Below are 26,729 nucleotides of genomic sequence, written 5' to 3'. Positions count from 1 at the left end.
CTCAGTGCGGCCGGGGCGGTACGGTGCTGAACTGCGGCACCTCGTCGGCGATGTCGTAGTAGTCGCCCTTTTCAGCGGTATGGACGTGCACAGCGAGGCACGTTTTCGTCGGCGTATCGAAGGCGCCCATCGCGATGCCGGTCCAGTCGCGGCCGATCGGATCCCAGAACAGCGACGACCCGCAGACCGCGCAGAAACCCCGCCGCACCTTTTCGGAGGACTGGAACCAGCGGACGTTTTCTGCGCCGCGGACGGCGAGTGCGGACCGCGGCACATCGGTCGAGACGAAATAATGGCCAGACTGTTTCCGGCATTGCGTGCAATGGCAGCCATCCGGCCCGGGCAGATCGCCCTCCACCGTGAAGCTCACCGCGCCGCACAGGCAAGACCCCGTGTGCATCTTCGAAGCCTCCCTACCGCTGCCGCTGTGCCCTCGGGCGCCAGTTGTGGACCTCCTCGTCGATCTCAGCGCGGGTTTCGGGGCTGAGAGATTCGCCCAGCGCCTTGACCCGTATACGGCCGGGCGCTTCGGCACTGCGGTCTCCACCGGTCGTCGCCGCAAGCGCCCAGAAATAGGCGTCATCGATGTCACGGCTGACGCCGTGCCCACGCGCGAAGGCATCCGAGAGCGCGATCTGCGCCGGGCCGTAACCGCGGCTGGCGGCGCGGCGGAACCATCCCGCCGCAACGGCCGGGCTCGCCCGAACGCCGTGCCCCTTGGCGTACATGACACCGAGCATCGTTTCGGCGATCGCGGAGCCGTGCTCGGCAAGGCGCTGGAAACCGCGCCGCGCCGTGCGGTAATCGCCCGTATGATAGGCCGACATCGCGCCTTCAAGCCGCGCCGACGCCCAATCGCCATTCCCAACGCCCGTGTCGGCGAAGGACGGTGCGGCGAGCGCGAGCAGCAGCGCGATTGCAAGCGGTGTCTTCATCTCTTTCGGCGCTGTCGCAAACGGCTAACCGGAACGCAAGAGGCCGACAGCAGCATCACGTCCGAAGAGGTAGAGAAGAATGCGCGCAGCCTCACCACGCGGGCCGGAAAGGCCGCCTTCGTGCTCGACGAGGAGGCGGGCATCGTCGCGCGCGGCCTCGACGAGCGCGCCGACTTGCTCGGGCGTCGCGATGCGGAATTCAGGGTCGCCGGACTGGCGCACGCCGAGCAGTTCGCCGCCGCCGCGCAGCTTGAGGTCTTCCTCGGCGATTTCGAAGCCGTCGGTCGAGCGGCGGATGAGCGCGAGTCGGCTGCGCGCGGTTTCCGAAATGTTGGGGGCGCGGACAAGCAGGCACACCGAGCGCGCCGCGCCGCGCCCGACGCGGCCGCGAAGCTGGTGAAGCTGGGCGAGGCCGAAACGCTCGGCCTGCTCGATGACCATCAGGCTCGCCTCGGGCACGTCGACGCCGACCTCGACGACGGTGGTGGCAACGAGAAGCTGGATGCGGCCAGACTGGAAATCCGCCATCACGGCGTCCTTCTCAGGACCCTTCATGCGGCCGTGGACGAGGCCCACGATGGGTCCGAAGCGTTCCTTCAGCATGGCATGGCGCGCGTCGGCGGCGGCGAGATCACCCGCGCCTTCGCTTTCCTCGACGAGCGGACAGACCCAGTAGGCGCGGCCGCCGTCTGCGAGCAGGCGGCCGACGCCTTCGACCACCTCTTCCAGCCGGTCCTGGCTGATGACGCGCGTTTCGACGGGAGTGCGGCCCGGCGGCATCTCGTCGAGCTTCGAGATATCCATCTCGCCGTACTGGGTGAGCGTGAGCGTGCGCGGGATCGGCGTGGCGGTCATCACCAGCATGTGCGCGGTCTTTTCGGCCTTGTCCGCCAGCATCAGGCGCTGCGCGACGCCGAAGCGGTGCTGCTCGTCAACCACGACGAGGCCGAGGTTCTTGTAGTCGACAGCCTCCTGGAAGATCGCGTGCGTGCCGACGAGGATGTGGATGTCGCCGGCCGCGAGATCGGCGAGGATCGCCTTGCGCTGCGCGCCCTTCTCGCGGCCGGTGAGGATTTCGGCGCGGACGCCGATCCCGTCCAGCAGCGCCGCGATGTTCGCCATATGCTGGCGGGCGAGGATTTCGGTGGGCGCGAGCATCGCCGCCTGCGCGTCGGCCTCCACCGCGCCGAGCATGGCGGCGAGCGCGACCAGCGTCTTGCCCGAGCCGACATCGCCCTGAAGCAGCCGCAGCATCGGCGCGGACTGTGCGAGATCGCCGGTGATCTCGGCAATCGCACGCTGCTGGGCACCGGTGGGGCGATAGGGCAGCGCGCGGAGCATGGCGTCGATAAGGCGACCATCGCCCCGGAGCGGCAGCGCGCCCTTGCGGCGTGAGGCCTGCCGCATCAGGAGGAGCGCGAGCTGGTTCGCGAAGAGTTCGTCGTAAGCGAGCCGGTCGCGCACGGCACGGTCGTTCGCATGGGCCGCGGCAAGGGCTTCGTGCCAGTGCGGCCAGGCGCGCTGGCGGACGAGCGAGGCCCCTGCCCATTCGGGAAGCGCCGGAACACGCTCCAGCGCGTGCTCGACGAGGGTACGGAGGCGGCGGTTGGTGAGGCCTTCGGTGAGGCCGTAGACGGCTTCGCGTTCGGGTATGTCCCCCGCCTTTTCCGGCACGACGACATGATCGGGGTGGACGATCTGGAGGTTCTGCCCGAAGCGGTCGAGACGGCCGCTGACGACGCGGCGCTCGCCGATGGGCAGGAGCTGGCGCGCGTAGCCGCCGCGATCGGTGAAGAACACGATATCGAGCAGGTTTCCGTCACCATCGCGGACGCGCACGCGCAGCGGCGACTTCGGCCCGCGCGTCTCGTGAGCCACGACATCGACGGCAAGCGTGACGACCTTGCCTTCGAGGCCGCCGTGGACGGCATCGACGCGCAGGCGCTCGATCTCGCCCGTCGGCAGATGGAACAGCAGGTCGATGACGCGCGCGATTTCCAGCCGCTCGAGCTGACGCTGCAGAGCCGGGCCTACACCTTTCAGCGCCGCGATTTCCGCGAACAGGGGGTTGAGGATATCGGGTCGCATGCTATCTCGCTCCGACTGACTAACTCCATGCAGCGGGAGGCGCAAATGCGCTTTCCGCTTATCGGCTATTGGCGAAAGCGCATATGACCACCCCCCTAGACGCGCGCCGGCGGCGGCTCCACTTCCGCGCCTGGCACCGCGGCACCAAGGAAGCCGACATCATGATCGGCAGCTTCACGGACCGCTATCTCGCGGGCTGGGGCGAGGCCGAAATCGCGTGGATGGAAGCCTTTCTGGAAGAGGACGACGTGGAGATCATGGCGTGGGCCATCGGCACGGCCGAGGCGCCGCAGCGGTGGCACGGGCCGCTGCTGGACGCCTTGACGCGCCTTGATTTCATGGTGGCGCCGGAGTGAAGAATTACGTCGAGGTCATCGCCAAGGCGGGCGCGCCGCTGACGCTGGCGAGCGCGCCCGCCGGGTTTCAGCCGTGGCTGCTCGCGGACCTCGCGCGCGCTGCGTTTGCGAAGGATGCGCGCGCGGTGTTCGTCGCGCCCGACGATCTTGCCGCGCACCAGCTTCTTGACGCCGCGCACTTCTTCGCGCCCGAGGTGGAGACGCTGTACGTTCCGGCGTGGGATTCGCTGCCCTACGACCGCGCCTCGCCCTCGCTGCGCGTGGCGGCGGAGCGGGTGGCGGGACTCGCGGGACTGCTGAGGCCCGTCAAGACGCCGCAGCTTGTCGCGACGACGGTGAACGCGCTCATCCAGCGCACGCTGACGCCCGAGCGGCTTGGAAAGCTGAGCGCGCGGATCGCGCCGGGCGAGCGGATCGACCGCGACGCGCTTGCCGAGATGCTCGTCGCCAACGGCTACGTGCGGACCGATACGGTGATGGACGCGGGCGAGTTCGCGGTGCGCGGCGGCATCCTCGACCTGTTCCCCGCGGGGGGTGAACACGCGCTGCGGCTCGACTTCTTCGGCGACGAGATCGAGACACTGCGGCTGTTCGACCCGGCGAGCCAGATGACGAGCGGCACCAGCGCGGGCTTCGACCTGCTGCCGGTTTCGGAGGCGCTGCTTTCGGCGGACAGCATCCAGCGCTTCCGTCGCGGCTATGTGGACCTGTTCGGCGCGACGGCAACCAGCGACCCGCTGTATCAGGCGGTGAGCGACGGGCGGCGGCTGGCGGGCATGGAGAACTGGCTGCCGCTGTTCGAGGACGGGCTCGGCACCGTGTTCGACTATCTGGGCGCGGACGACATCATCGTGCGCGACGAGGGCACAAGCCTTGCCGCCGAGCAGCGCTTCGCGGCGATCGACGATTATCACGGTAACCGCGTTTCCGCGATGACGCGCGAGCCGGGCAGCTACCGGCCGCTCGCGCCGGATGCGCTCTACCTGACCAAGGCCGAATGGGACGGCGCGCAGGCGGCGCGGCGCGTGCATCTCGCCACGCATTTCGCGCGACCCGACGAGGAGGGCGTGCTCGATCTCGGTGTGACGGCCGCGCGGGACTTCGCGCCCGAACGCGCTGCGCAGGCGAACATCTACGAGGCCGTTGGCACGCATGTCGCGGCGTTGCACCAGGGCGGCAAGCGCGTCGTGCTCGCGAGCTACACCGAAGGCTCGCGAGACCGCCTGCGCACATTGCTCGCCGACCACGGCTTCGGGCCGCTGCATGTCGTGGAGAATTGGCAGGAAGCGCTGGGCGCGGCCAAATCCGGCGGCGCGGCGATGGCGGTGCTGCCGATCGATCACGGCTTCACCACGGGCGACGTCGCACTGGTTTCCGAGCAGGACATGTTCGGCGACCGCATGGTGCGCCGCGCCAAGCGGGCGCGCAAAGCCGACGCGTTCATGGACCAGATCTCCATGATGACGCCGGGCGACCTCGTGGTGCACGCCGACCACGGCATCGGGCGCTACGAGGGGCTTGTCACCATCACGGTGGGCCGGAGCCCGCACGACTGCGTGCACCTTTCCTACGCGGGCGGCGACAAGCTGTACGTGCCGGTGGAGAACATGGACGTTCTCTCCCGCTACGGCTCCGATTCCGAGGGCGTGGCGCTCGACAAGCTGGGCGGCGCGAGCTGGCAGGCCCGCAAGGCACGGATGAAGGAGCGGATTCGCGAGATCGCGAACGAGCTCCTGAAAGTCGCCGCCGAACGCGCAACCCGGCCGGGGAAGGTGTTCGAGGCGGAGGCATCCACGTTTGGGGCCTTTGTGGACCGCTTCCCCTATGCCGAGACGGACGACCAGCTCCGCGCGGTGGACGACGTGGTCGCCGACCTCGCCGCCGGAAAGCCGATGGACCGGCTGATCGTGGGCGACGTCGGCTTCGGCAAGACCGAGGTGGCGCTGCGCGCGGCGTTCGTGGGGGCGATGGCCGGCGAGCAGGTGGCCGTGATCTGCCCGACGACGCTGCTGGCGCGGCAGCACGCGCAGAACTTCCGCGAGCGCTTCGACGGCCTGCCGCTGAAGGTCGGGCATCTCTCGCGGCTTGTTTCGGCGAATGAATCGGCGCAGACGCGTGCCGGTCTCGCGGACGGCAGCGTCGATATCGTGGTCGGCACGCACGCGCTTTTATCGAAGAATATCAATTTCAAGCGGCTCGGCCTTGTCATCGTGGATGAAGAGCAGCGCTTCGGCGTGATCCACAAGGAGCGGCTGAAGCAGCTCAAGTCCGACGTGCACGTGCTGACGCTGACCGCGACGCCGATCCCGCGCACCTTGCAGATGGCGATGTCGGGGCTGCGCGACATGTCGATCATCGCGACGCCGCCCGTCGACCGGCTCGCCGTGCGCACATACGTGATGCCGTGGGATGAGGTGGTTGTGCGTGAGGCGCTGCTGCGCGAGCATTATCGCGGCGGCCAGAGCTTCTTCGTGACGCCGCGCATCGCCGATATCCCGGAGATCGAGGAATTCCTGCGCGCGCACGTGCCTGAGGTGAAATACATCGTCGCGCACGGACAGATGAGTTCGAGCGAGGTCGAGGAGCGCATGTCCGCCTTCTACGACAAGCGCTACGACGTGCTGGTCTCCACGACCATCATCGAATCCGGGCTCGACATCCCAAGCGCCAACACGCTCGTCGTGCATCGCGCGGACATGTTCGGGCTGGCGCAGCTCTACCAGATCCGGGGTCGCGTCGGGCGTTCGAAGGCGCGCGCCTACGCCTATCTGACGACGCCCGCGAACCATCTGATCACCGAGACGGCGACGAAGCGGCTGCAGGTGCTTTCGAACCTCGACACGCTGGGCGCAGGCTTCCAGCTCGCGGCGCAGGATCTGGATATCCGCGGCGCGGGCAATCTGCTCGGCGACGAGCAATCGGGGCACATCCGCGAGATCGGCTTCGAGCTGTATCAGGACATGCTGGAGGAGGCGATGCTGGTCGCGCGCGCAGACGCCGCCGGGCTCGACAGACCGCGCGAGGCGTTCAGCCCGCAGATCGCGGTGGACGCGCCGATCCTCATTCCGGAGAGCTACGTGGGTGACCTCAATCTGCGCATGGCGCTCTATCGGCGGCTCAATGACATCGATGAGGTGGCCGGCGTGGAGCCGTTTGCGGCCGAGATGATCGACCGCTTCGGCAAGCTGCCGGATGAGGTGAGCAATCTCCTCAAAGTCATTGAAATCAAGCTACACTGCAAGGCCGCCAACATCGAGAAGCTGGAAGCCGGACCCAAAGGTGCGCTGATCGCCTTCCACGCCGGCAGCTTCCCGAAACCGGGCAAGCTGATCGAGTTCGTGCAGAAAAACGCGCAGGTGGCGAGGCTGCGCCCCGACCACAAACTCTTCATCGGCCGCGACTGGCCGAACCCGGCAGCGCGTTTGCAGGGCGGGCTCAACGTGGCGCGGGCGATGGGGAAGCTTGCCGGATAGGTTTGTGGGGTGTCGCCCCTCCAATCCTGCCCGGTCGCGCGGCGGCTGAAGACCGCGGAACAAGCGCCCAGCTAACGGAACTGCGGACTTGATGCGGCCCCTGCGCACATGCGATCAGCGCCTGTGAAGCCGCAGTCCGAAAGCGGCGTTCCAGAGGGAGAGAGAAGGTGTTCAGTCACATCATGCTCGGCGCGGATGATACGGCCGCAGCCAAGACGTTCTACGACGCGACGCTCGGCGCGCTCGGTATTCCGCCAGGTAACACGGATGACAAGGGGCGGCTTTTTTACGTGACGCCGACCGGCATCTTCGCCGTGACGCAGCCGATCAACGGCGAACCTGCGAGCTGCGCCAATGGCAGCACCATCGGCTTTGCCGCGAAGACCCCCGCCGAGGCCGATGCCTGGCACGCCGCAGGCGTGGCGAACGGCGGCACCACCTGCGAAGATCCGCCCGGCGTTCGGGAGGGCAGCTTCGGCAAGCTTTACCTTGCCTATCTGCGCGATCCGGCCGGTAACAAGCTCTGCGCCCTCCACCGGATGGGCTGACGACAACGGCGTGCCCATCTTTGTGGGCACGCCCTTTTCTATGCGGCGGCGAGCTCAGCCGCCTGCCTTAGCGCCTCGATCGGCTGCGCGCCGACCACGGCGACCTTGTTTGCAAAAATGTGGGTGGGTACGCCGCTGACACCCATCGAACGGGCTCTATCCGCCTGCGCATTGACAATGTCCCTGTCGGCATCGCCGGCGAGCAGCGCTTCCAGAATGACGCGGTCCATGCCCGCCGCTGCGCCAATATCGGCGAGGACAGCGGCATCCCCGATATCGCGACCCTCGCTGAAATAGGCGCGAAACAGACCTTCGGCGACGGCGTCCGCCCGCCCCTGCCCGCCCGCCCAACGCACGAGGCGGTGCGCATCGCGGGTATCCGGCACGCGCTCTACGCGACTGTAGTCGATATCGAGACCGGCACCCTTCGCAGCCGCAGTGACACCCGCTGCCAGCTCGCTCGCGCGCTCATCGCTGCCGAACTTCGTGCGCATGAAATCGGCGCGGGCGACACCGCCCGCAGGCATATCCGGGTGGAGGAGATAAGGGTGCCAGCGCCGCTCGATGTCGGCCTCGTTCGCGAACGTATCGAGATGGCGCTTGCCGATCCAGCACCACGGGCAGACGAAATCCGAAACGACATCAATGGTGATCGCCATGAAAAGCCTCCCGCGCGGGAGCCGGATCAGGCTGCGACTGCGACCTTCCGCGCCTTGAGCGACGCGACGAGGGCGCGCGCGTCGGCATCGCCATCCCAGCAGGCGAGAGTGTAGCCGATCCTGAGCGCGATGGAAGCACCGCCCGGCAGATCAACCTTCTGGAAGCGCAGGACGTTCGCAAGGCGGCGGACCGCAACGTTCGCGCTCGCATAGCGCGTATCAGGGAACTGCACGAGGATGCGGCTGCCGGAGAGGCGCGTCGCCATGTCCTCGCCGCGGATGCAGCGGCGCACCATGTCGCCAACGCGGCGCATCACGATATCGCCCGCGAGATAGCCGTGCACGGCATTGATCTCGTCAAGATTCTCGATCGTGAGCCCGGCCACGGCCACGGGAAGCGAAAGTTCGGTGCAGTCCCGCAAGGTCGCCTGCAGATGCGCCATGCCGAAGCCATGACCCGCAAAGCCGGTGAGACCATCGCGGATGACCATCTCGACGTGCTGCGCGTAGCGCGCGGCAAGCGCGGCGCGCAGCGCTTCGAGCCGCTTGAACGAGGTAAGGTGCACGGAAAGCTGCTCGCTCGACAGGCAGGTGGGCGCGACATCGGTCACGCCGGCGTTGAACACCATATCGAGATCGAGCTTCTCGACCTCCGGCGTCGCGAGCAGCACGGGAAGATTGTAGAGCGCGGGCACGCGACGCATCCGGTCCGCGAACTCGATAGCGCTCTTCGGGTCGACTGCCGAGCAGAGCAGCACGGCATCGAGACCGCCGCGATAGAGGAGCGCACGCGCCGCCTCGGGATCATCGCAGATCGTCGCCTCGGTGCAGGACCGCACGGCGCGGTTGAACTGTTCGGCGCAGTGCGCGCTCTGATCGAACTGCACGAGCAGGACCGACGCCCGGCGGCTTGCCACAACCGGTTCGGCGGGCGCGAGAAACAGCCCGTCGCCGCTCGTGAAGCCGCGCGCGGTCGCCTGGCGACGCGCGAGCTCGCGGCGCATCGTGGAGAGGCGCAGGAGTATGGCGACGCGGCTCGCGACCTGCGTGGGGTGCATCGGCCGATGAATGATGTCGTCGAAACCCGCGTGCTGGAGATCGCGGTGAAGCGCGGCGGTGCCGTCTTCGGTGAGCGCGACGAGCATCATGCCTTCGCGCTGCGTCCACCGCTCGGCGCTGCGCGCGAAGGTGGTGACGGCCGCAATCCCGATTTCTGCGCCCGCGAGAACGATGACAAGCTGGTAGCGTCCGCTCGACGCAAGCGGAATCGCTTCCATCCAGGAGGCTGCCTGCACCTGGGTGAACTTGTCGGCCGCGATCTTCGCGACGCCCGCTTTCGCGTGCGTTTCATCCTTGCCGACGACGAGTACGCGATTGGCCTGCACGAACCAGCCTGCCCCCTGTTAAAGCGTTAATGTGCAGCTTTCTAAGGGACGGCGGTTAAGGATTGGTCAAGCGGCGCGGGCGCGCTGCCAGTTCTCCACAAACGGCGGGAGATCGCCGAGCGCAAGCGGCGGGCTGCACAGATAGCCCTGATACCAGTTGCAGCCTTCGCGCACGAGCGTTTCGAGCTGGCTTTCGGACTCGACACCCTCCGCGATCACCACCATGCCGAGCGAGCGCGCCATATCGACAACGCCGCGCACGATGACGCGGTCGCGCGTCGAGCCCGAGAGATCGGTGACGAGCTTCTTGTCGACCTTCAGGATATCGAGCGGCAACGACTTCAGGTAGGCGAGCGACGAATAGCCGGTGCCGAAATCGTCGATGGCGACGCTGATGCCGCGCTGGCGGAGCTTGGAGAGGATCGCGGAGGCGTGTTCGAGATCCTCGACGAGCCCGCCCTCGGTGACCTCCAGCGTCAGCCTCGTCGCCGGGAAGTGGCTGTCCGCCAGTGATTCCACGATGATGCGCTCGAAATCGGGCGCGCGCATGTCCGCCGCCGTGACATTGACGGAAAGCCTGAGGTCGCGCAGGTGCTGCGGCCACGCAGCCGCCTCGCTGCACGCCTGCCGCATGATCTGCTCGCCGAGCCGCGTGCCGAACTCGGCGCGCTCGGCGATTGCGAACAGGGTCTCAGCCGGGAGCACGCCGTAAAGCGGATGCTCCCAGCGCACCAGCGCCTCGACACCGACAATGCGGTTGGTGACGATATCGACCTGCGGCTGGTAGAGCAGGTTGAGACTGCGCTTTTCGGCCGCGGCGCGCAGGTCCGCCTCCAGGCTTGCAAAGCGCGCGGGGTTTCCATGCTCATCCGACAGGAAGACCTGGAAGCTATTCGGATCAAGCTCCTTCGCGCTGGCAAGCGCGGCGCTCGCGCGCTGGAAGAGTTCGTCCGCAGTCGTCACTTCCTCGTCGCTCGCGGCGATGCCGATGCGGCACGAAAGGTGGATGACACGCCCGCCGACGATGAACGGCTTCTCGAAGCCCTTGCCGATGCGCTGGCTGAAGAACACCGCCTGATTGAGCGTGATCGGCCCGGCGAAGGCCACCGCGAACTCGGCGCCTCCGAGCCGCGCAGGAAGCTCGCTTTCGGCGGTCTGGTCGTTGAGCAGGCGGCGGAGGCGACGGCCGACGGCCTGCAGCAGCGAATCCGCGACGGCGCGGCCATAGGCAGCGTTCACCTGATCGAATCGGCTGATCGCGAACATCACGACGATGCACGCGGGGTTGTGCCCAGCGCGCGTGTTCAGCTTCTCATCCACCCACGCGCGGGCGTGGCGGAGGTTCGCAAGGCCGGTCAGCGTGTCGAAATGCGCGGAAAGCCGCCGCTCGATGAGCGTTGAATCGAGATCCTCGACCGTGGCGGTGAGCCCGAGCACGCTGCCCGCGGCATCACGCGTGGGCCGTATGTGGTGAACATAGGTGTGCGGCCGCCCGTCGAGAACGAGGCGGTGCTCGACCTCGCCGGGTACGCCTGCCTGCCAGATACGGCGGACGGCCCGGCGCGCTTGCGCGCGCGCGCGCCGATCGAGCCGCAGGAACGCGTCGTCGAGCGAAAGCCGATCGGTATGCGGCGGATCGCCGATGAGCACCGCGAGCGCCGGGCCGATGCGGACGAAATCGTCGCCCACACTCCATTCCCAGCGCGCCGTGCCGCCGATCGAGGCCTGCGCGGAGGCCACGGCCGCTTCGGCGCTCGTCTTCTGCATCCGCCGGATCGAGCGCTCGACAAAGCGCAGCGACTGGCCGAGTTCGGACGCACCGAACGGGCTGATCAGATAGTGCGTCGCCCCCGCCGTGTAGACATCGCCGAGCGCGGCCGCATCGCTGCGCGAGAGCAGTACGAGAAGGCCGCCGCGCCGCTCCTGCACCGCCTGCGAAAGCTGCTCGACCTGCTGGAGGCCCCGTTGCAGCGCGCCGCGCGCATCGACGATGGCGATCAGCGCTTCCGAGGCGGCATAACGACGGGCGGCATCGTCGGGCCGAAGGCTGACGATAACCGGACGTCCTGTCGCCTCAATGGCATCCTGCGCTTCGCGCCGGTAGCGGAATGAGGCGAGAAAGACGGGCGCTGAAAGCGATGAGCCGTGCATTTCACCTCGTGTGGAGACCGCAGCGCCTGTAACACTATCACGACGCCCTGCAAAGGCCAGCGCCGACCATGGCCGGAGCCGTTGCCGTTGACGGCAAAACTTGCCCCCCGCCCCCGGCACGACTAACTCAGGAGGACGATGCAGGATGTGATCGCACAAACGGCCGGGAAAGGCCCGCTGATCGACCCCTTCGGGCGGGCGGTGACGTACCTGCGCGTCTCCGTGACCGATCGCTGCGATTTCCGCTGCACTTACTGCATGGCTGAAACCATGCAGTTCCTGCCGAAATCCGAAGTGCTGAGCCTGGAGGAGATCGACCGCGTCGCGTCGGCCTTCATCCGGCGCGGCGTGCGCAAGGTTCGGCTGACGGGCGGCGAGCCGCTGGTGCGGCGCGGCATCGTGAGCCTTGTCGACTCGCTCGCGCGGCACCTTGGGCGCGGCCTCGACGAGCTGACGCTCACCACCAATGGCAACCAGCTTGCAAAGCACGCCGAAGCGCTCGCCGCAGCGGGTGTGCGCCGCGTGAATGTGAGCCTCGACACGCTCGACCCCGACCGCTTCCGGCGCATCACGCGCTGGGGCGAGCTGCCGCGCGTGCTGGACGGCATTGCCGCCGCGAAAGCGGCCGGGCTCGCGATCAAGATCAACACCGTGGCGCTGCGCGGCATCAACGAGGACGAACTCGGCGACATGGCGGCGTGGTGCGGCCGCGAAGGCCACGACCTCACCTTCATCGAGACGATGCCGATGGGCGAGGTCGACGAAGACCGGACCGACCACTACCTGCCGCTTTCCATCGTGCGCGCCGAACTTGCGAAGCGCTTCACGTTCCGGCCGACCGATTATGTGACGGGCGGCCCGGCGCGCTACGTGGAGGTCGCGGAGACCGGCCGCAGGATCGGCTTCATCACGCCCCTCACCCACAATTTCTGCGAAAGCTGCAACCGCGTGCGCCTGACCGCGACGGGGCGGCTCTACATGTGCCTGGGGCAGGAAGACAGCGCCGATCTGCGCGCCGCCGTGCGCCGCTCGCCCTCCGACGCCGACCTTGACGCCGCGATCACCGAGGCGATCACGCGCAAGCCGAAGGGCCACGATTTCGTCATCGGACGCGGCGGCCCCCGTGCCGCCGTCCCCCGCCACATGAGCGTGACCGGCGGATGAACGACAAGCTGCCCGGCAAGGTGGCGCTCGCCGTCTCGCCAACCCCCGCCGCCCGCGAGGCCGCTGCGGATATCCTGCCGCTGCACGACTGGGCGAGCGAAGCCGAGGCGGACATCATCCTCGCGCTCGGCGGCGACGGTTTCATGCTGCAGACGCTGCACGCCGTGCTCCACCGACGGCGGCCCGCAAGCGTCTTCGGCATGAACCGGGGCACCGTCGGCTTCCTGATGAACGAATACAGCCCGGACGGCATCGCCGAGCGCATTGCGAACGCGCGCGCCTTCAAGCTGCACCCGCTGCAGATGGACGCGCGCACGATCGCGGGCGACCGCATCGTCTCCCCCGCGATCAACGAGGTCTCGCTGCTGCGCGAAACGCGGCAGGCCGCCAAGATCGAGATCGCGATCGACGGACGCGTGCGTATGTCCGAACTCACCTGCGACGGCGTGCTGGTGGCGACGCCGGCGGGCTCCACCGCCTACAACCTCTCGGCGAATGGCCCGATCCTGCCGCTCCAGTCCGATCTCCTCGCGCTGACGCCGATCAGCCCCTTCCGCCCCCGCCGCTGGCGCGGCGCGCTCATTCCCGACACGTCGGTAGTGGAGTTCCGGATGCTGGAGGCTGGCAAGCGCCCGGTGAGTGCAGTCGCCGACCAGCTCGAGGTGCGTGATGTCGACGTGGTGCGTGTCAGCACCGACCGTTCAATCACGCTAGAGCTGCTGTTCGACCCCGAATACGCGCTCGACGATCGCATCGCGATGGAACAGTTCCTGACCTGAACACCCACCCGCGCCGGAAACGCATTCCGGGGCTTGGCAGCGGAAACCGGCACTGTTATACGCCGCGCCCTGACCATGTTCCCCGGTAGCTCAGCGGTAGAGCATCCGACTGTTAATCGGACGGCCGCCTGTTCGAATCAGGCCCGGGGAGCCACTTTCCTTCAGACTTGAAAAACAGCGGCCGAGACCAAGAGCGTGATCACGCCTGCCCGGTCACCAGCTTGCGCAGTTCGGTCTTCAGTATCTTGCCTGCGCCGGACAGCGGCAGCGGGTCTTCGCGGAAGGTGAAGGACCGGGGGCATTTGTATCCGGCGATGCGTTCCTTCGCGTGGGCGATCAGCGTGTCTGCCGACACGTCGCCGTCCGGGTGGAGCTGGACGAAGGCGTGCACCGCCTCCCCCCACCGGTCGTCGGGCACGCCGATGACTGCGCACTGGCGCACCGCCGGGTGCGACATCAGGGCATTCTCCACCTCGACCGAATAGACGTTCTCGCCGCCGGAAACGATCATGTCCTTCACGCGGTCGACGAGGAATACATAGCCGTCGGCGTCGCGGTAGCCGGCATCGCCTGTCCGCAGCCAGCCGTCGATGATCGTCGCCCCGGTCAGCTCCGGCTGCCGCCAGTAGCCCATCATGACGCCCGGGCCCCGCACCGCGATCTCCCCGACCTCGCCGAATGGCCGGCTCTGCATCGTTTCATCGACCACACGAAGGTCCACCGTCGGAATGGGTCGCCCAGCCGAGCGGAGGTAGCCGCGCAGATGGTCCTCGTGCTCCAGCACGGTCGCCACCGGGGACAGTTCGGTCTGGCCGTAGGCCTGACAGAAGCGCGCATTCGGGAACGTCGCCATCGCCTTGCGCAGCACGGCTTCCGAAATGGGAGACGCGCCGTAGAAGATGCGCTGGATGCAACTCATGTCGTCGTCGCGGTCCTGCAGCGCTTCGATCAGCATGGCGATCATCGTGGGGACGAGCATGACGGCGGTGACCCGTTCGCGGACGATCGTGTCGATGACCTGGGCGGGATCGAAAACGGGCAGCGCGACGTGTGTCGCGCCGATCGCGGTCATGCCGAGGAGGCAGCAGGCATCCGCCATGTGGAACATCGGCGCGACGTGCAGGAACACTGTGTCGGACGGATAGTGCAGCAGCGCCTGCTGCGCGAGGAAATTGCCGGCAAGGTTGGCATGGCTCAGCATCACCCCCTTCGACCGGCCAGTGGTTCCCCCGGTGTAGAAGATCATCGCGAGATCGTCGCCGCCGGCGCTTTCATCAGGCATCGGATCGTACGCCGAGACGAGCGCGTCGAAACACGGGCTGCCATCACCTGCACCATCCATGGCGACGACGGGACAGGTCTTCGCAAGCTCGGGGGCGAGATGCGCGAAATGCGCGTCGTAGAGGATCAGCGACGGCTCGCTGTCGGAAAGCGCATGGGCGATCTCCGCCCACACCCAGCGCGTGTTGAGCGGCACGGCGACGCAGCCCGCCCATAATATGGCGTAATAGGCATCGATGTAGCGGTCGCTGTTGAGCGCGAGGATGACGATGCGGTCGCCGCGCTGCGCGCCCAGCCCGCGGAGGCCGGCGGCCAGACGTGCCACCCGGTTTTCGACCTCCCGCCACGTACTGCGGCGGTCCCCCATGATCGTCGCCACACGGTCGCCGAACAGGTCGGCGCTGCGGCGAAGGCCCTGGGTAAGTTGCAGGCGGCTCATGCTGGTGCTCCCATGCTGTCGCTATGCCCCGTAACCTGTCACGACATAGCTACCCTGCGGATGCGGTTACGCAAAATGCCAATGCGCTCCATTTCAAGTTCAACGACGTCGCCGTCCTTCAACATGCGGCCATGTTCCAGCCCGCAGCCGCTGCCGACCGTTCCCGATCCGAACAGTTCGCCGGCATGGATCGTCTGCCCGCGCGCGGCAAAGGCGATCATGTCCTCGAAGCGGTGATGCATGGCGGACGAATTGCCGCGCGACACCTCTTCGCCGTTGATCCGGGCGACCATTTCGAGCGCGTAGGGATCGCCGATCTCGTCCAGCGTGACGATGCACGGGCCAAGGACGTTCGATCCGTCGAACTCCTTGCCCTTGCCCGGCCCCAGCTTGCCATCCATCACGCGCATCTGCTCGTCGCGGGCGGACAGGTCGTTGAAGATCGTGAAGCCGAAGACATGGCTGAGCGCGCGTTCGCGGGTAATGTCCTTGCCCGGGCGACCGATGACGGCAGCGAATTCGAGTTCGTAGTCCATGATCGCCGAATAGGCGGGCCATGTGATTTCCGCTTCCGGTCCCGCGATGCACAGATGCGAGGCCGTGTAGTAGATCGGACTCTCGTACCAGATGGCCGGAATGTCGAAGGCGTTCGAGCTTTCGATCGCGGCGCGCTCGGCCTCGTTCCTCGCCTGGGACAGGCGCAGGGTCCGGGCCATGCGGAAGGCATTCACCAGATGCTCTTCGAAGCCAAGAAAGTCCCGGAACAGGCGCGGGCGCGGCAGCGGTGCGCACAGGGACACCGCATTCGTCGCGACGGTCGGCCCATCGCCGCGATCGATAAGACTGCGCACGGCACCCCAAGCCTCCGGCCCAGCGTCGATCAATGCGAGCATGGATTCGCAGCAGCCCGGCGGCACGGCTCCCGCCGTACGCGCTGCGGCGTTCAGATCCACGATCAGCCGATCACCGTCGACCCAGGCTCCCAAGGCTTCCCGTCCTTCGCGGACGAATGTCACCAATCGCATAGACCCTCTCCAATTTCGTTAGCTGCGTGCTTTTTGTTGTACGTTTGTCTATATAAATTCAGGATATGATTGACGAAAGCATCGGCCATCCTCCACTAGGGCCGCTCAAGCTGGTAGAAGCCGAGGATGCAGTGGCGAGAAGTTCGAAAGCCTCCACGAGCAAAAAACAGAGCGCCCGCGACCGGATCCTCACCGCCGCCGAGGAACTGTTCGCGACCAAGGGCCTGCACGGCACTTCGCTGCGCGAGATCGCCCGCACGGCCGCGATCAACGTCAACCTCATCTCTTATTACTTCGCGGAGAAGGAAGATCTCTACGACGCCGTGGTCGATGCGCGGGCGGCGCTGCTCAACGACGCGCGCGCGATCAGCCTCGACGCGCTCGAACATCGCTACTCGCCCGAACCGGTGCCCGTGCCGGAGATCATCCGCTCGCTGATCCACCCCTTCTTCGAGCTGCGCGGAGAGGACCCGGCCGGTTGGGATTATTGGGTCCACCTGCTGGACAGGGAGACGGGCACCGACCTCTTCACCAATGCGATGGCGCGCAACCTGTCGGTGGTGCTGCGCCGCTATCTTTATTGCCTGCATCGTTCGGTTCCCAATGCGGACAGGGTGGACCTGCTGTTCGTTCTGGAGCTGACGACGCGGGCGATGGTGATGGGTTCCGAATGGGACATGCAGGCCATCGTGCCGGACCACGCCACCGAGATGTTCCTCGACGACAAGGCGGTGGAAGAACGCATCGTTCGATCCATGTCGGCTGCAGCGCTGTCGTTCAACAAAAGCACGGCATGAGGCGTGCGCGAGCGGCCGTTTCGGCCAAGGCCCGGACGCACGCCCCTTTTCACCATCAACTGCCGAACTTGTAGCCGATCCGGACACCATAGGTGCGCGGCGGATAGAGCGTGCCGGTAATCGGCAGACCGATCAGCCCCGAATTGACGAGCGCATTGGCGATCACGGTCTTGTCCGTGAGGTTTCGCCCGAACACCGAAATCTCCCAGTTGTCGAGCGTGTAACTCGCAAACACGTTGAGCAGCGTGTTCGGCTCGCGCGAGACATTCCTTTCCTTGAACGGTGTGAAGTAGACGCGGTCCTGGAACCCCATCTCGCCCCGCAGACGCAAAGAGCCAGCGCCGACATTCGCCTTGTATTGGGCGGCAAGGTTGAGCGCAACCTCCGGCGCCTGGATGATCGGATTGCCATCGAGGACGACCGGCGTGGGATTGAAGGGATCAGCGGGGTTGGCGGACTGGAAATCCTTGTAGCGCCCGTGCAGCCACGTCGGCGTCACTTCCAGTTGCAGGCCCCGTAGCGGCCGCACGATCGCCTGCGCCTCGATGCCATAGATCGTGGAAGCGGCAGCGTTCTCGATGATCACCGTTGTATTGACGACCTTCGATACCTGTAGATTCTTGTAGTCATAGTAGAAGGCGTTGGCGTTGAGTTCGACACGGCCGTCGGCGAAGCTGCCGCGGAAGCCCGCATCGTAAGACCACAAGGTTTCCGGCTTGAAACCATCGTTGGCGAGGCCGGTGTTCGGATCGATGATATCACCCAGATTATAGCCGCCGCTCTTGAAGCCTTTCGACATGGAGGCGTAGAAAAGCATATCCTTGCGCGGGCTGAACTCCAGGCCGAACTTGGGCGTGACGGAATTCTCCGACCTGCGCGCATCGCGCGTAGCCGCCGGGATCAGTTCGGCGCCGGGCACATAGGGTCGGAACAGATCCAGCTGGAACTGATCGGAGATATCGTGCCGTTCCCAGCTGTAGCGCAGGCCGAGCGTCGCCTTCAGCGTGTCGGTCAGCGCGTAGCTGCCCTGACCGAAACCCGCGAGCGCCTTGGTCTTCACGTCGCCGTTCACCTCATAGCCCTGCACCATCAGGGCGGGCATTCCGATCGCCATGCGATCGAACGGAATGGCGACATTACCGCTCAGCGACTCTTCGAAATAGAAGCCCCCGACCAGGAATTCGAACCGGCCGATTTCGCCAGCGAGCTGCAATTCCTGACTGAAATGATCGCCCTTCTCGGCGAAGGTGAAGCGAGAGATCGCCGCGCTCGTCGCATCGAGATCGGTGAGCAGGGAATATTCGTTGTTGCGATAGCCCGTGATCGACGTGAGCGTCAGGTCGCCGAGGCCCACTTCCAGCCGTGCCGACAGACCCCAGAAGGTGCGGTCGTTCTGCGGATCGAAATCGTTGGCGATGTCGCGCGGATCATTCGGCACGACGCCGCCCACCAGCAAGCCCACCGGGCTGATCACCGTGCTGGCGCGACCGAGATAATGGTTGCCGTAGTTGCGGTCATCCTCGGTGGAGTAATCGGCGCTCAGGTCCAGCTTCGCGGTTTCGCCCAGCGCGAACGACAGCATACCGCGCACCGCGCGCCGCTTCGCATTGTCGATCTCGTTCCCCGTGGTAATGTTGCGGCCATAGCCGTCATGGTCCTCTGTCGAGAAGGCGACGCGGAAGCCGACGCCATCCGTGATCGGCCCGCCGATCGCGCCTTCAGTCGTGATGGCGTTGTAGTTGCCGTAGCCGAGATTCAGATACCCTTCGAAAGCGTCGGTGGGTCCGCGCGGGATGACGTTGATCGATCCGCCGGTCGCGTTGCGGCCATAGAGCGTGCCCTGCGGCCCCCGCAGAACCTCGACCCGGTTCACGTCGAAAAATGTGCCGGTGGTCGCGGCCGGACGCGACAGATAGACGCCGTTCAAATGATAAGCGACACGCCCTTCCCCACCCGGGTTGATCGTGTCGAAACCGATACCGCGAATGGCGATGCGCGCCTGCCCGCCATAGCTGCCGAAGGTGAGGCTCGGCACCGCCATCGCCAGGCTGGCAACATCGGTGATGGCCCTGTCGGAAAGCGAGTCGCCCGAAAGCGCACTGATCGCCAGCGGCACGTCCTGAAGGCTTTCGGAGCGCTTCTGCGCGGTGACGATAATTTCCTCACCGGCCCAGACGCTCGGCGCCTCGCCTGCTGTCTCGGCCTGCGCGAACGCCGTCGCGCTGAACAATCCCGCCGTGCCCGCGAGCAAGACGCACGTGTAGCGTGAAATCATTCTTCCCTCCCCTGCCGCGCGCCCGGCCGTCCCTGACCGTTTGCGCTGTTTTTTGTTCGTATGTTTTATGAACTCGACGACTGTGTAATCATCAGTGCGGCTTCTATTCGGCCGCAACCTGCGCTTCACCGGCCTCTCCGCCTTCCTGACGGATCAGCTTCGAAAGGATGCGGCGTGCCTGCACCGCCGCGATGTCGGTTTCGAGAATTGCCGGCGACAGATCGAACAGAGGGCGCCTGCCCATCATCTCGAAGCACTGCGCGATCACCGGCTCGTCCTCCTCGGCGAAAGCCTTCATCGCGATCTCGCCCATGATCCGCGTCTTGTCGCTGTTCTCCAGTTCCCAGTTGCGGGAAATCGCGAAGAAATAATGGCAGCTGTTCGCGGTCTCCGGCACGATCAGATGCGCGCTCGGAATCAAGAGCCCGTTTTCAGGCGACTGTCCCACGGGGGTGATGCCAATATCGAGCAGGAGCGAACTGGCCGGATCCCACCGCATGGACGCCCGCATGTCCCCGCGCGCCTCCTTATAGAAATGCGCCATGAGCGGCGTCGGCGCGGAATTGTAGAAGGTGTAATCCGAATAGACCGTGGAGCCTTCGGTCCGGAAATCGTAATGCAGCGAGGATCCCAGAGTGTCTTCCGGTGACGCGCCGACCGTATCGAGATGCAGATAGGTGCCGTGCGTGAGATCGAGCAGATTGTCGATCACGAGCTGGTAATCCGCGTTGATCTTCAGATAGCCGGTCGTTCCCGCCCAGCCTTCCGCATTGACGAAATAGAGATCCATGATCGTATCAGGATCAGCCGCAGCGGCATCGCCCATCCACACCCAGATCGCGCCGTGCCGCTCCGCCACCGGATAGGCGCGGATGTGGGCGCGGGGCGGAACCGTGCCGCTGCCATGCGGATTCTTCGTGCAGGTGCCGGTGCGATCGAATTGCAGGCCGTGATAGCCGCATTCGATGACATCGCCCCGCACGCGCCCGATCGAAAGCGGCGCAAACCGATGCGGACAGCGGCCTTCAAGCGCGGCCACACTGCCGCCCTCTGTGCGGAACAGCACGATTGGCTCGTCGCAGATGCGGATGCCGATCGGCTTCTCGCCCAGATCGCCGGACCAGCCGGCGCAGTACCATGAGTTCCTCAGGAAGGAGGTCATCAACAAGTCCTTCAGTGCGCGTGGTCGCAGTTCGTGTGCGCGGAAGCCGGTGGCGGCGGTGGAACGCGAGGCTTGCCGAGCCCCTCCGCGCGGTAGCGGCGATCGAGCGTGGCCATGCGCCCGAACATCTCCATGACATCGCGCGGAGACGTATCCGCGTTCAGCTCGCGATAGATCGTGTCCACGGTCACCGCGATCCGCTCGGGATCCTCAAGCGCGCCGAAGGCACCAAGGCTGATGTCCTGCGCGGCCTCCCAGCTATCCATGCCCGCCGCGTGGCGCTTCTTCGCCTCCGCCTCGACGAAGGCGAGATAGTCGCGATTGGCCTGCACGCCGCGCTTGTCGGTCATCGGCCCATGGCCCGGCACGATCAGATCCACATCCATGGCGAGCATCCGGTCGCAGGCGGCGATCCAGTTGCGCACCGGCCCCGACCAGCTGATCGGCGTGCCGTCGATGAACAATATGTCGCCGGTGTAGAGAATCCTGTCTTCCGGCACATAAACGAGCGTGTCGCCCCCGGTATGCGCGGGGCCGACGACGATCAGCTCGACCGTCTTGTCGCCCACCTTCAGCGTCTTGGCACCACCCGCAAAAGTCTCGTCCGGCAGCCGCAGCTTCACGCCGGCAAAATCGAACGCGCCGAAAATCTCCTCCAGATAAACGCCCAGCGGCCCCATCTGGCTTGCCTGACCCATGAGAGCCGCGAGCATTTCCGGCGGCGCATCTTCCTTCATCTCGTGGTCGGTGGCGGCCGAAGCGATGATCCGCGCCTCCGTCAGCAGGCGGTTGCCGAAGGTATGGTCGCCATTGGCGTGGGTATTGACGAGCTGGCCGATCTCACCCGCGCCGAAGCCGGTCGCGTCCTTCATCACGGCAAGCATTTCGGCGGTGAGACGCTCGTCGAACAGTGTGTCGACCAGCATCGCCTGATCCCCGTCGATGATCAGCCCGGCGTTGTTGTAGCCCCAGGTGCCCGACGGCTGCAGGTAGGCGTAATTGCCATTGCCGATCTGCTGCAGGCCTTTTTCGAAGCGCATCCTCTTCTCCTCCCCTGCAGTCGATCCGAGGAGATTCACTCCCCGAACGACATCATTTGTGTCGCTGCTGATTGTAGTGCTCGCACAGAAAAAACAGACGATCAAGATATTTTAGACAAATAAACAATTTTTGATATACAATTGCTTTTGCCGGTGACGACGCATCGTTCATGCCGCTGCCCCTGCGCCCCTCCGAGACGGGCACAGCAGCGCTGAGTCGCCGATCAACACAGCCCCTAGCTTCAGTGAACGCCGTGATGTCGGCGCGGCCGCTCTCAGCCCCCCACGTGCGGATCGGGGCGCGGCGACAATCCCTGCAACATGAACTCAACGCTCTGCTTCATCAGAGCCAGCAAGGCCGCGGATCGGCCGGATTGCGCGCGATGCCCGAACCAACTGAGCGCCCCGGCCAGCGTGAATGCCGCGACCTTCGCATCGCACGGTGCGATCGACCCATCGGCGATCCCGTCCTCGACCAGCCCCCGCAGACGCCGATCCACTTCCGCTTCAACGGCCCTCACACGGACGAGGCTTTCGGGCGAAAGATCGTGGTCGGCCAGCCGGACCAGACAGATGCCGAAATCGGTAATCACGACATTCGCATAGGCTTCAAGCGCGGCGACCAGCCGTTCACGGCCATTTTGCCGGGATTGCAACCCGGCTTCGCACGCCTCGCTGAACATCCCGTAGCCCACGTTCAGGCACTCGAAGAGGATATCCTCCTTGCTGCGGAAATAATGATAGACGGTGGGCTTGGTGACACCGAGACGCTCCGCGATGCCGTCGAGCGAGGTCTTGTGATAGCCGCTCTCCACGAACATGCGCGCAGCGACGCGCAGCACTGCCTCGCGCTTCATGGCCCTCTGGCGTTCTCGCTCTGCACTCGGCTTCCAGGGCGACTGCGCCATCCGATTCTCCTGCCCGGTTGTTTCCGCTGCCATCATGACGACGAAGCCGCCGCCACTCCAGCCCGGACAGCACCGCACAGACTGCGACCGGTACGCCGCCGTCGCTTAGAGGCTCCGCGCGATCAGCAGCTTCATGATTTCGCTGGTGCCTCCGTAGATGCGCTGTACGCGCGCGTCCACGAACATGCGGCCGATCGGATAGTCCGCCATGAAGCCGTTGCCGCCAAACATCTGCAGGCAGCGATCGATGACGATGCCCTGCCGCTCGGTGCACCACAGCTTCGCCATCGAAGCCGTTGCCGCGTCGAGCGCGCCTTCCAGATGCAGGCGGATGCAATCGTCCACGAACGCGCGCGCCGCCGCGATCTCGGTGCGGCATTCCGCAAGCACGAACTGGCTGTTCTGGAAATCGGCGACCGTCTTGCCGAACGCCTTGCGCTGGCGCACGTAATCGAGCGTCAGTGCGAGCGCGCGCTCCATCGCGGCAACCGCGCCGACCGCGATCACCAGCCGCTCCTGCGGCAGCTCGTGCATCAGCATGGCGAAGCCCCGGCCTTCGCTTCCGCCGAGAAGATTGTCCGCCGGAACAACGGCGCCGTCGTAGAACAGCTCCGACGTGTCGGACATGTGAAGGCCGATCTTGTCGAGCTTGCGCCCCCGCGCAAAGCCCGGCGCATCGGCTTCCACACCGATCAATGAAAGGCCCTTCGCACCGGCGCCGGGCTCCGTCGTGCACACGGTCAGCACCAGATCGGCAAGCTGGCCGTTGCTGATGAAGGTCTTCTGTCCGTCGATGCGGAACGTGTCCCCTTCCCGCACGGCGCGCGTCGAAATGGCCTGGAGATCGGAGCCCGCACCCGGCTCCGTCATGGCCACCGCGCCGACGATCTCCCCGCGCGCCATCGCCGGCAGCCACCGCGCCTTCTGCGCTTCGCTTCCGAAATCGCGGATGTACGGTGCGACGATTGCGTTGTGCAGTGCGACCGAGAAGCCGATGCCGAAGCCCGCGTATTCGAGTTCTTCGACGATCACGCAGTCATGCGCGAATGTGCCGCCACCGCCGCCATATTCGGCGGGCATGGACACGCAGAGCAGCCCCGCCTCGCCGGCGATACGCCACGCCTCACGGTCCACGATGCCGCGCTCCAGCCAGGCTTCAAGTTCAGGCGTGAAATGCCTTCGGATCAGCCCGCGCACCGAGGCGCGGAACATCTCCAGTTCCTCGGTGATCCATGGCGCGGGGCGGCGAGTGATGTCCATGCCGTGCCCTAAAGCCGGATGCCGCCGCCGACGGTGACGAGCTCGCCCGAGATATAATCGGATTCGGGGCTGCAGAAGAGATAGACTCCGTTCGCCGCCTCTTCCGGCGTACCGGCACGCCCGATGGGGATCATCTGCTTTTCCATCGCGCTCAGAAACGCAGGCTGCACGCCGACGGCAATCTCGCGGCCTTCCACATCGATCGTCGCGCCGCCCGATGTCAGCGGCTGCGTAAGCCGTGTGTTGATGAGCCCGAAGGCGACGCAATTGACGTTGACCTTGTAGCGCCCCCACTCCTTCGCCAGCGTCCGTGTCATGCCGACCAGCGCCGCCTTCGCCGAGGAATAATTCACCTGCCCGGCATTGCCGCCGATGCCCGCGATCGAAGCGATGTTGACGACCTTGCGGAAGACCTCGCGCCCTTCGTCCGCCTCCTTGCGCGACAGGATGCGAATGGGCTCCGCCGCGGCGCGGAGGATGCGGAACGGCGCCTTGACGTGGACATCGTACATCGCATCGAATTGTTCGTCCGACATCTTGTGGATGACATTGTCCCACGTGTAGCCGGCGTTGTTCACGATGATGTCGAGGCCACCGAAGCCCTCCATCGCAGCGCGCACGAAACGATCCGCAAAACCATCGTCGGTGACGCTGCCGACAACGGCAATGGCGTCGCTGCCCGCCGCCCGGATCGCCGCCACGGTTTCTTCGGCCGGATCGGCATCGAGATCGTTCACCACCACGCGCGCGCCTTCACTCGCCAGCTTCAGCGCCAGCGCGCGTCCGATGCCGCGCCCCGAACCCGAAACCAGCGCGACCTTACCCTTGAGCTTGCTCATCGATCGTCCCCTTCCGCGAGCGCGACCACCGCGTCGCCCGCCAATTTCACTTCGCCTGTCTGATTGCGCGCCGTCAGCGCCAGCGTCGCGACGGGCACGCCGTCCTGCTCGTCGATCGACTGCAAGGTCGCCGTGCAGGTGATCTCATCACCAAGCTGCGTGATCGCCTGAAAGCGCGTGCTGAAACTCCTGTGCCGTTCGACCGGCGCAATGTGGGTCAGCAGATTGCCGAGATACGCCATCACCAGCATTCCATGCGCGAAGACATCGGGGAAACCCGCGCGCTTCGCGAAGTCGATGTCGACATGGATCGGATTGTGATCGCCCGACGCGCCGCAATAGAGCGCCAGCGTGTGCCGCGTGATCGGCGGCATGGTGAGGCTGGCGATCTCGGTTCCCGGCGGCGTGCCGCCGTCCAATGCAACGCGCTCAGCCATTTCGCACCACCAGTGTCGTTGTTGCCGTCAGGGCAAGCGTGCCGTCTGCCTTGCGCGCCTCGCGTTCGATGGTCGCGAAGACGAGCGCGCCGCCCTTCTTTTCGTAGACATCGGCAACGCGCGAGGTGAAGCGGATCGTATCGCCCGCGAAGATCGGCGCCCGGTAATCGAAACGCTGTTCGGCATGGAGCAGCTTGCCGAGATCGATGCCGAGCTGCCCGAGGAAATCGAGCGGCTCGTCGCGGTCCATTTCGAGGCAGAAGCCGAGCGTGGGCGGTGCGGGGATGGCGGGATAGCCCGCCGCGCGCGCCGCCTCGGCATTGGCGAAGACCGGATCGTCCTGCCCGGTCGCACGCGCAAAGAAGCGCAGGCGACCGGCCTCGACGACGTGTTCGGAGGGTTTCAGCTCAAGGCCGATATGGCTGCGATCGACCATGTCAGACGCGCTCGTAGAGCGTCACGACGCAGGCGCCGCCGAGCCCGAGATTGTGCTGCAGGCCGATGCGCGCACCATCCACCTGCCGCAATCCCGCCTGCCCGCGAAGCTGGCTGACGATCTCGGCGCATTGGCCGAGGCCCGTTGCGCCGAGCGGATGCCCTTTGCTGAGCAGACCGCCCGACGGGTTGGTGACGACAGCGCCGCCATAAGTGTTGTCGCCGTCCGTGACGAAACGCTCCGCTTCACCTTCCCCGCAGAGGCCGAGGCCCTCGTAGGTGATGATCTCGTTCGTGGTGAAGCAGTCGTGGAGTTCCACCAGATCGACATCGGAAGGGCCGAGGCCCGCCGCTTCGTAAACGCTCTCGGCAGCCTTGCGCGTCATGTCTGCGCCCACCGCACGGATCAGGCTGTCGCCGTCGAACGTCCTGTTGGTATCGGTGGTCATCGCCTGCGCGCGGATGCGGATCGCCGTGTCGATACCGTGGCGCCGCGCGAAGGCCTCCGAACACAGCACCGCCGCCGCGCCGCCGCACGTCGGCGGGCAGCATTGCAGGCGGGTGACGTTCAGGAAAATGGACGGCGAGGCCATCACGTCCTCGACCGAAATCGGCGTGCGGAAGATCGCCTTGTCGTTGTGCTCGGCGTGGCGGCTCGCCTTGGCGCGCACCGCCGCGAAGGTTTCGGTGCGGGCGCCGTAGCGTTCCTGATACTCGTGCCCGGCCCCGCCGAAGAGCCTGAGCGCCATCGGAACCGCCGTCAGATCGCCGAACTTGCGGTCAGCGATGGCGAGGAAGTCGGCGAGCGGGCTCGGCCGGTCCTTGAACACAGTGTCGAGCGCGCCCGGCGTCATCTGTTCGAAGCCGACCGCGATCACGCACTCCGCCGCGCCGCTCGCGATTGCCTGCCGCGCGAGATACAGCGCGGTGGAGCCGGTCGAGCAATTGTTGTTCACGTTGATGATCGGAATGCCGCTCAGCCCGACGCGGTAGAGTGCCGCCTGCCCAGCGGTCGAATCGCCATAGACCCAGCCGGCATAGGCCTGCTCGACGAGGCGATAGTCGATGCCCGCATCATCCAGCGCCAATCGCGCCGCAGCGGCGCCCATCTCGTCGTAGCTCGGGCTGGTGCCCGGCTTCACGAACGGCAGCATCCCCACCCCGGCGACCACCACATTCGCGGCCATCTCATCCTCCATTTTTCTTCTACTAGGTAGTACCCTTATTGGTGAGGCAGTGGGGTGTCAATCGGCAGGCGTTTTCTTCGGAGCTGACGGATCGAGGACGTCGTCG

General features: G+C 65.9%; 23 protein-coding genes and 1 tRNA gene. 7 read left to right on the top strand and 17 right to left on the bottom strand.

Going from position 1 to position 26,729, the window contains the following annotated elements:
* Position 1: 1 nt before the first annotated feature.
* Genes ACFQ00_RS05695 through recG form a run of 3 tightly spaced genes read right to left on the bottom strand, consistent with a single transcriptional unit; the run spans position 2 to position 3,023 of the window.
* Positions 2 to 400, bottom strand: coding sequence for a GFA family protein (locus ACFQ00_RS05695; protein ID WP_381487463.1), 399 nt, complete (start codon positions 398 to 400; stop codon positions 2 to 4).
* Positions 401 to 413: 13 nt separating this feature from the next.
* Positions 414 to 935, bottom strand: coding sequence for a tetratricopeptide repeat protein (locus tag ACFQ00_RS05690; RefSeq protein ID WP_381487461.1), 522 nt, complete (start codon positions 933 to 935; stop codon positions 414 to 416).
* A gap of 24 nt (positions 936 to 959) precedes the next feature.
* Positions 960 to 3,023: an ATP-dependent DNA helicase RecG gene (gene recG / locus ACFQ00_RS05685; protein WP_381487458.1), complete on the bottom strand. Its 2,064-nt coding sequence runs from the start codon at positions 3,021 to 3,023 to the stop codon at positions 960 to 962.
* 83 nt (positions 3,024 to 3,106) lie between these two features.
* Between recG and ACFQ00_RS05680 the strand changes: the two genes are divergently transcribed.
* The 3 genes from ACFQ00_RS05680 to ACFQ00_RS05670 all read left to right on the top strand — a co-directional run bounded on the left by ACFQ00_RS05680 (position 3,107) and on the right by ACFQ00_RS05670 (position 7,400).
* Entirely contained in the window at positions 3,107 to 3,379 is a 273-nt protein-coding gene (locus tag ACFQ00_RS05680) for an FAD assembly factor SdhE (protein ID WP_381487455.1), read from the top strand.
* Positions 3,376 to 6,852 (top strand): transcription-repair coupling factor, encoded by a 3,477-nt coding sequence (gene mfd, locus ACFQ00_RS05675; protein WP_381487452.1) that lies wholly within the window; start codon positions 3,376 to 3,378, stop codon positions 6,850 to 6,852. Before ACFQ00_RS05680 ends, mfd begins: the two co-directional genes overlap by 4 nt.
* Positions 6,853 to 7,019: 167 nt before the next feature.
* The gene (locus tag ACFQ00_RS05670) at positions 7,020 to 7,400 is read left to right on the top strand and encodes a VOC family protein (protein ID WP_381487449.1); all 381 of its coding nucleotides are present in this window, start codon (positions 7,020 to 7,022) and stop codon (positions 7,398 to 7,400) included.
* Between the two features lie 38 nt (positions 7,401 to 7,438).
* On the opposite strand, the gene ACFQ00_RS05665 is transcribed toward ACFQ00_RS05670, so the two are convergent.
* The 3 genes from ACFQ00_RS05665 to ACFQ00_RS05655 form a co-directional block, all read right to left on the bottom strand.
* A complete protein-coding gene (locus tag ACFQ00_RS05665) occupies positions 7,439 to 8,059 on the bottom strand; it encodes a DsbA family oxidoreductase (RefSeq protein WP_381487446.1) in 621 nt (206 codons plus the stop codon).
* A gap of 26 nt (positions 8,060 to 8,085) precedes the next feature.
* Complete coding sequence (locus ACFQ00_RS05660) at positions 8,086 to 9,444, bottom strand: diguanylate cyclase (protein WP_374594088.1); 1,359 nt, start codon at positions 9,442 to 9,444, stop codon at positions 8,086 to 8,088.
* Positions 9,445 to 9,510: 66 nt separating this feature from the next.
* A complete protein-coding gene (locus ACFQ00_RS05655; RefSeq protein ID WP_381487441.1) occupies positions 9,511 to 11,595 on the bottom strand; it encodes a putative bifunctional diguanylate cyclase/phosphodiesterase in 2,085 nt (694 codons plus the stop codon).
* 138 nt (positions 11,596 to 11,733) lie between these two features.
* On the opposite strand from ACFQ00_RS05655, the gene moaA reads away from it, so the two are divergent.
* From moaA to ACFQ00_RS05640, 3 genes are all read left to right on the top strand, one after another.
* On the top strand, positions 11,734 to 12,759 hold the full coding sequence (gene moaA / locus ACFQ00_RS05650; RefSeq protein WP_381487438.1) for a GTP 3',8-cyclase MoaA: 1,026 nt from the start codon (positions 11,734 to 11,736) through the stop codon (positions 12,757 to 12,759).
* Positions 12,756 to 13,538, top strand: coding sequence for an NAD kinase (locus ACFQ00_RS05645; protein WP_381487435.1), 783 nt, complete (start codon positions 12,756 to 12,758; stop codon positions 13,536 to 13,538). Before moaA ends, ACFQ00_RS05645 begins: the two co-directional genes overlap by 4 nt.
* Before the next feature lie 79 nt (positions 13,539 to 13,617).
* Positions 13,618 to 13,692 (top strand) — tRNA-Asn (locus ACFQ00_RS05640).
* Positions 13,693 to 13,737: 45 nt separating this feature from the next.
* Here ACFQ00_RS05640 and ACFQ00_RS05635 read toward each other — a convergent pair.
* Positions 13,738 to 15,258, bottom strand: a complete 1,521-nt coding sequence (locus ACFQ00_RS05635) for a class I adenylate-forming enzyme family protein (RefSeq protein ID WP_381487431.1) — start codon at positions 15,256 to 15,258, stop codon at positions 13,738 to 13,740.
* A gap of 38 nt (positions 15,259 to 15,296) precedes the next feature.
* Positions 15,297 to 16,244, bottom strand: coding sequence for a fumarylacetoacetate hydrolase family protein (locus ACFQ00_RS05630; RefSeq protein WP_381487427.1), 948 nt, complete (start codon positions 16,242 to 16,244; stop codon positions 15,297 to 15,299).
* Between the two features lie 104 nt (positions 16,245 to 16,348).
* Between ACFQ00_RS05630 and ACFQ00_RS05625 the strand changes: the two genes are divergently transcribed.
* A complete protein-coding gene (locus ACFQ00_RS05625; protein WP_381487424.1) occupies positions 16,349 to 17,080 on the top strand; it encodes a TetR family transcriptional regulator in 732 nt (243 codons plus the stop codon).
* 55 nt (positions 17,081 to 17,135) lie between these two features.
* On the opposite strand, the gene ACFQ00_RS05620 is transcribed toward ACFQ00_RS05625, so the two are convergent.
* From ACFQ00_RS05620 to ACFQ00_RS05580, 9 genes are all read right to left on the bottom strand, one after another.
* The gene (locus tag ACFQ00_RS05620) at positions 17,136 to 19,355 is read right to left on the bottom strand and encodes a TonB-dependent receptor (protein WP_381487421.1); all 2,220 of its coding nucleotides are present in this window, start codon (positions 19,353 to 19,355) and stop codon (positions 17,136 to 17,138) included.
* Between the two features lie 103 nt (positions 19,356 to 19,458).
* Positions 19,459 to 20,517 carry a Rieske 2Fe-2S domain-containing protein gene (locus tag ACFQ00_RS05615; protein ID WP_381487418.1) on the bottom strand — a complete coding sequence of 353 codons (1,059 nt, stop codon included), beginning with the start codon at positions 20,515 to 20,517 and terminating at the stop codon, positions 19,459 to 19,461.
* 11 nt (positions 20,518 to 20,528) lie between these two features.
* Positions 20,529 to 21,557, bottom strand: a complete 1,029-nt coding sequence (locus ACFQ00_RS05610) for an MBL fold metallo-hydrolase (protein ID WP_381487414.1) — start codon at positions 21,555 to 21,557, stop codon at positions 20,529 to 20,531.
* 275 nt (positions 21,558 to 21,832) lie between these two features.
* Entirely contained in the window at positions 21,833 to 22,414 is a 582-nt protein-coding gene (locus ACFQ00_RS05605; RefSeq protein WP_381487411.1) for a TetR/AcrR family transcriptional regulator, read from the bottom strand.
* A gap of 156 nt (positions 22,415 to 22,570) precedes the next feature.
* On the bottom strand, positions 22,571 to 23,725 hold the full coding sequence (locus ACFQ00_RS05600; protein WP_381487408.1) for an acyl-CoA dehydrogenase family protein: 1,155 nt from the start codon (positions 23,723 to 23,725) through the stop codon (positions 22,571 to 22,573).
* Positions 23,726 to 23,733: 8 nt separating this feature from the next.
* A complete protein-coding gene (locus tag ACFQ00_RS05595) occupies positions 23,734 to 24,564 on the bottom strand; it encodes an SDR family NAD(P)-dependent oxidoreductase (protein WP_381487405.1) in 831 nt (276 codons plus the stop codon).
* Positions 24,561 to 25,001: a MaoC family dehydratase gene (locus ACFQ00_RS05590; protein WP_381487402.1), complete on the bottom strand. Its 441-nt coding sequence runs from the start codon at positions 24,999 to 25,001 to the stop codon at positions 24,561 to 24,563. The genes ACFQ00_RS05595 and ACFQ00_RS05590 overlap by 4 nt, the downstream gene beginning before the upstream one ends.
* Positions 24,994 to 25,437: a MaoC family dehydratase N-terminal domain-containing protein gene (locus tag ACFQ00_RS05585; RefSeq protein ID WP_381487399.1), complete on the bottom strand. Its 444-nt coding sequence runs from the start codon at positions 25,435 to 25,437 to the stop codon at positions 24,994 to 24,996. Before ACFQ00_RS05585 ends, ACFQ00_RS05590 begins: the two co-directional genes overlap by 8 nt.
* A 1-nt stretch (position 25,438) precedes the next feature.
* Entirely contained in the window at positions 25,439 to 26,635 is a 1,197-nt protein-coding gene (locus ACFQ00_RS05580; protein WP_381487396.1) for a lipid-transfer protein, read from the bottom strand.
* Positions 26,636 to 26,729 lie beyond the last annotated feature (94 nt).

The sequence above is a fragment of the Sphingosinicella xenopeptidilytica genome (genome assembly GCF_042676985.1).
Classification (GTDB): domain Bacteria; phylum Pseudomonadota; class Alphaproteobacteria; order Sphingomonadales; family Sphingomonadaceae; genus Sphingosinicella; species Sphingosinicella xenopeptidilytica.
The sequence above is the reverse complement of the archived record's forward strand: the minus strand, read 5'-3'. Positions and strand labels throughout refer to the sequence as shown.

Bases quoted from the DNA above. Each gene is read 5' to 3' on its own strand.
- ACFQ00_RS05645 (WP_381487435.1), top strand. From the start codon at position 12,756: ATGAACGACAAGCTGCCCGGCAAGGTGGCGCTCGCCGTCTCGCCAACC.
- ACFQ00_RS05595 (WP_381487405.1), bottom strand. From the start codon at position 24,564: ATGAGCAAGCTCAAGGGTAAGGTCGCGCTGGTTTCGGGTTCGGGGCGC.
- ACFQ00_RS05695 (WP_381487463.1), bottom strand. From the start codon at position 400: ATGCACACGGGGTCTTGCCTGTGCGGCGCGGTGAGCTTCACGGTGGAG.
- recG (WP_381487458.1), bottom strand. From the start codon at position 3,023: ATGCGACCCGATATCCTCAACCCCCTGTTCGCGGAAATCGCGGCGCTG.
- ACFQ00_RS05655 (WP_381487441.1), bottom strand. From the start codon at position 11,595: ATGCACGGCTCATCGCTTTCAGCGCCCGTCTTTCTCGCCTCATTCCGC.
- ACFQ00_RS05600 (WP_381487408.1), bottom strand. From the start codon at position 23,725: ATGGACATCACTCGCCGCCCCGCGCCATGGATCACCGAGGAACTGGAG.
- ACFQ00_RS05580 (WP_381487396.1), bottom strand. From the start codon at position 26,635: ATGGAGGATGAGATGGCCGCGAATGTGGTGGTCGCCGGGGTGGGGATG.
- ACFQ00_RS05610 (WP_381487414.1), bottom strand. From the start codon at position 21,557: ATGCGCTTCGAAAAAGGCCTGCAGCAGATCGGCAATGGCAATTACGCC.
- ACFQ00_RS05680 (WP_381487455.1), top strand. From the start codon at position 3,107: ATGACCACCCCCCTAGACGCGCGCCGGCGGCGGCTCCACTTCCGCGCC.
- ACFQ00_RS05665 (WP_381487446.1), bottom strand. From the start codon at position 8,059: ATGGCGATCACCATTGATGTCGTTTCGGATTTCGTCTGCCCGTGGTGC.
- ACFQ00_RS05690 (WP_381487461.1), bottom strand. From the start codon at position 935: ATGAAGACACCGCTTGCAATCGCGCTGCTGCTCGCGCTCGCCGCACCG.
- ACFQ00_RS05635 (WP_381487431.1), bottom strand. From the start codon at position 15,258: ATGAGCCGCCTGCAACTTACCCAGGGCCTTCGCCGCAGCGCCGACCTG.
- ACFQ00_RS05585 (WP_381487399.1), bottom strand. From the start codon at position 25,437: ATGGTCGATCGCAGCCATATCGGCCTTGAGCTGAAACCCTCCGAACAC.
- ACFQ00_RS05625 (WP_381487424.1), top strand. From the start codon at position 16,349: ATGATTGACGAAAGCATCGGCCATCCTCCACTAGGGCCGCTCAAGCTG.
- moaA (WP_381487438.1), top strand. From the start codon at position 11,734: ATGCAGGATGTGATCGCACAAACGGCCGGGAAAGGCCCGCTGATCGAC.
- ACFQ00_RS05620 (WP_381487421.1), bottom strand. From the start codon at position 19,355: ATGATTTCACGCTACACGTGCGTCTTGCTCGCGGGCACGGCGGGATTG.
- ACFQ00_RS05605 (WP_381487411.1), bottom strand. From the start codon at position 22,414: ATGAAGCGCGAGGCAGTGCTGCGCGTCGCTGCGCGCATGTTCGTGGAG.
- ACFQ00_RS05590 (WP_381487402.1), bottom strand. From the start codon at position 25,001: ATGGCTGAGCGCGTTGCATTGGACGGCGGCACGCCGCCGGGAACCGAG.
- ACFQ00_RS05615 (WP_381487418.1), bottom strand. From the start codon at position 20,517: ATGACCTCCTTCCTGAGGAACTCATGGTACTGCGCCGGCTGGTCCGGC.